The organism is Kribbella sp., assembly GCF_035687465.1.
GTDB lineage: Bacteria > Actinomycetota > Actinomycetes > Propionibacteriales > Kribbellaceae > Kribbella.
In genome coordinates this window covers 1-2,805 of the sequence record NZ_DASRXP010000496.1, presented here as the reverse complement: position 1 = coordinate 2,805, position 2,805 = coordinate 1, and the positions used below count along the sequence as shown (strand labels likewise).

The 2,805-nt window shown below is 68.5% G+C and carries 4 protein-coding genes; 3 read left to right on the top strand and 1 reads right to left on the bottom strand.

All coding sequences use genetic code 11. The annotated features are described in order from the left end of the window. The first annotated feature begins 19 nt into the window (after nt 1-19). Nucleotides 20-178, top strand: a complete 159-nt coding sequence (locus VFG33_RS26135) for a hypothetical protein (RefSeq protein WP_325055604.1) — start codon at nt 20-22, stop codon at nt 176-178. A gap of 98 nt (nt 179-276) precedes the next feature. Then, on the top strand, nt 277-1,302 hold the full coding sequence (locus VFG33_RS26130) for a LacI family DNA-binding transcriptional regulator (RefSeq protein ID WP_325055603.1): 1,026 nt from the start codon (nt 277-279) through the stop codon (nt 1,300-1,302). Here the strand turns inward: VFG33_RS26130 and VFG33_RS26125 are convergent. Continuing rightward, complete coding sequence (locus VFG33_RS26125) at nt 1,244-2,404, bottom strand: YbfB/YjiJ family MFS transporter (protein WP_325055602.1); 1,161 nt, start codon at nt 2,402-2,404, stop codon at nt 1,244-1,246. The genes VFG33_RS26130 and VFG33_RS26125 overlap by 59 nt on opposite strands. 77 nt (nt 2,405-2,481) lie before the next feature. Here VFG33_RS26125 and VFG33_RS26120 point away from each other — a divergent pair. Next, on the top strand, nt 2,482-2,805 hold a 324-nt coding region (locus VFG33_RS26120), incomplete at its 3' end, for a TetR/AcrR family transcriptional regulator (protein WP_325055601.1).

Sequence of the window (2,805 nt, the reverse complement as noted above, 5' to 3'; positions counted from 1 at the left end):
CGACACCGTCTTCGACGACCTGAAGCCGAAGATCGAGGCGGAGATCGAAAAGGCGATCGGGAGCGGGGTGGATGACATGTACCAGCTGCAGCAGGTGATCCGCCGCGTGGTCGGCAAGTGGGTCAGCGACACCCACCGCCGCCGGCCGATGATCATCCCCGTCGTCGTGGAAAGCTAACCAGAGGGTGGGCACGTGAGCGAGCGCAGCGAACAAACCAATAAGTACAGCGAGCCTTGCTCAGTGGTGCCCGAAGCGAAGCGAGGTCACCAGTGAGCATGACTGGTGTCAACGGAACCGGGCAGCGCCGGCCCACCATGAAAGAGGTCGCGGCCCGGGCGGGGGTGGCGCTGAAGACCGTCTCCCGGGTGGTCAACGAGGAGCCGAACGTCAGCCCCGAGCTGACCGCCAAGGTCCAGGCCGCGATCAAGGACCTCAACTACACCCCGAACGAGAGCGCCCGGATGCTCCGCCGGGGCAAGACCGGCACCATCGCCGTGGTGATCCGCGACATCGGTGACCCGTTCTTCGCCTCGCTCGGCCGGGCGGTCGAGCTGTGGGCCCGGGGCAGCGGCTCGGTGGTGATGATCGGTCTGACCGACGAGGATCCGGACCGCGAGCGGGAGGTCTGCCTCGAGTTCGTTGCCCGGCGCCCCGATGCGCTGATCATGGCGCCGATCGGCGAGACCCAGGACTACCTGGCCCCGCACGTGGACGCGGGGATGGCCGTGGTCACGATCGACCGGCCGGCGCACGGGATCGAGGCCGACGCCGTCCTGGCCGACAACGCCGGCGGGATCGACCAGGCGATCGACCACCTGGTCCGTCAGGGTCATCGCCGGATCGCCTACCTCGGCGACGATGAGCGGATCTTCACCGCCCGGGAGCGCGTCGTCGCCTACCGCGCGGCGATGGCCCGGCACCGGATCGAGGTGGACGAAGACCTGGTCCACCTGTCCGAGCCGACCACCGAGGGCATCGGGATCACCCTGTCCGCAGTACTGGATCGGCACGAGCCGGCCACCGCGCTGCTGAGCGCGAACAACATGACCACAGCCGAGGTACTGCGAGGCCTGGCGGGCCGCCGCGACAGGGTCGCGCTGGTGTCGTTCGACGATCTCGCCCTCGGCGACCTGCTCAGCCCTGGGCTCACCGCGGTCGCGCAGTCGGCCGACGTGATGGCCCGGACCGCGATCCAGTTGATGACCGAACGCCTTCCCGAGCCGCACCGCCCGGGGCGCACAGTCAGGGTTCCGGTGAAGCTGACGATTCGAGGCTCCGGCGAGATTCCGCCTTCCAGCTGAAGACAGTTGGCCAGCTGAAGGCGGTCAGCGCGCCCGCGCCGCAGAGGACGGCGGTCCAGGCGAGTGCCGTCGACGCGCCCAGGTGGTCCGCGAGAAACCCTGCGGGCCAAGGGCTGACGGTCTGTCCGGCCGCGAACAGCACGGTGAGTGCCCCGATGGTCGCGGTCCACCCCTGCTGCGGGACAGTACGGCGTACGAGTGCCGCGACCGAGGCGGGAACGTTGAGGAAGGTCAGCCCGAAGATCGCGGCGGAAGCCAGTACGGTTGCTCGGCTGTGATGCAGCAGGGGGAGCACGGCGGCCACAACCTGCAGGCCGATCAAGGTCGCCATCGAGCGGGCACCGCTCCACGTCGTCACCGCCCGATTCCACACCAGCGGTGCGAGGATCGCGGCGAGTCCCAGCAGGGTCCAGGTGGCCGCGATCTGCCGCGCGTTGCTGTGTTGCCCGGCCAGGTACGTCGAGAGGAAGGTCAAGTAGACGATGTAGCCGGCGCCGAACAACACGTAGGCGATCCCGACCGGCCAGAGTCTGCCCAGCTTGGCGCGGTGTTCCGAAGCGGTCGGTGCAGACGTCGCCGCGGACCACGAGATGATTGTCGCCAGCAACGATCCGGCCGCCAACAGTAGCCACGCTGTCGGCCAGCGGGCGGAGTTGCCGTCCAGCAGGAGCGGGAGGACGAGTCCGCTCAACGCGATGCCGAGCCCGGCGCCTCCGAAGAAGACCGTGATCGCCGACCGATCCGTCGCTGCCCGCCGCGCGGCAATCACCGCGCCTGAGACGAACACCAACGCCCCCGCCACCCCAGCGGTTGCCCGCAGCAACAACTGAAGCTCGTAAGAGGAGGTAGCGGCGGTGGCGGCGAGGGACATTGTCGTGACGACCATGCCGAGCTGGAACGACCGCGCAGTACCGAGGCGACGGACGACCAGGGCGACCACGATCGCGCCGATCAGGTAGCCGTCGCCGTTCGCTGTCGTCTGGAGACCCGCGTCGGCCAAGGACCACCCGAGTTCTTCACGCATGGCCGGAACCACCAGGCCGTACGAGAAGCGTGCGAATCCCACCGCGGCCACCGATCCGAGCGCGAGCCGATACTTCACCAGTCACCCCTTGATCGAACCGGTCGGTACCATCGTGACCTTAGCAGCAGATGGGGACGGGCGGTACCATCTGTCTCATGCCGGTTGCCAAAGGAACCTCGCTCGATCCCGAACGGACCCGTGCGGCCATGCTCGAGGCCGCCACTCTGGTCTTCTACCAGCGCGGCCTGGACGGGGTCGGCATCGCGGAGCTGTGCTCGTCGGTCGGCGCCTCGAAGGAGACGCTGTACCGGCACTTCGGGTCCAAGGACGGCCTGATCGAGGCGGTCCTGGAGGCGCGCAGCGACCGCATCAGCCGGTGGATCCGGTCAGCGGCCGAGGGTGCCGGGGACGACCCGGCCGCGCAGTTGAGCGCTGTCTTCGAAGTACTGGGGGAGTGGTACTCCGAACCGGAGTTCCGC

Excerpts from the sequence above, each read along its gene's own strand:
- VFG33_RS26130 (WP_325055603.1), top strand. The coding sequence starts at position 277 with ATGACTGGTGTCAACGGAACCGGGCAGCGCCGGCCCACCATGAAAGAG.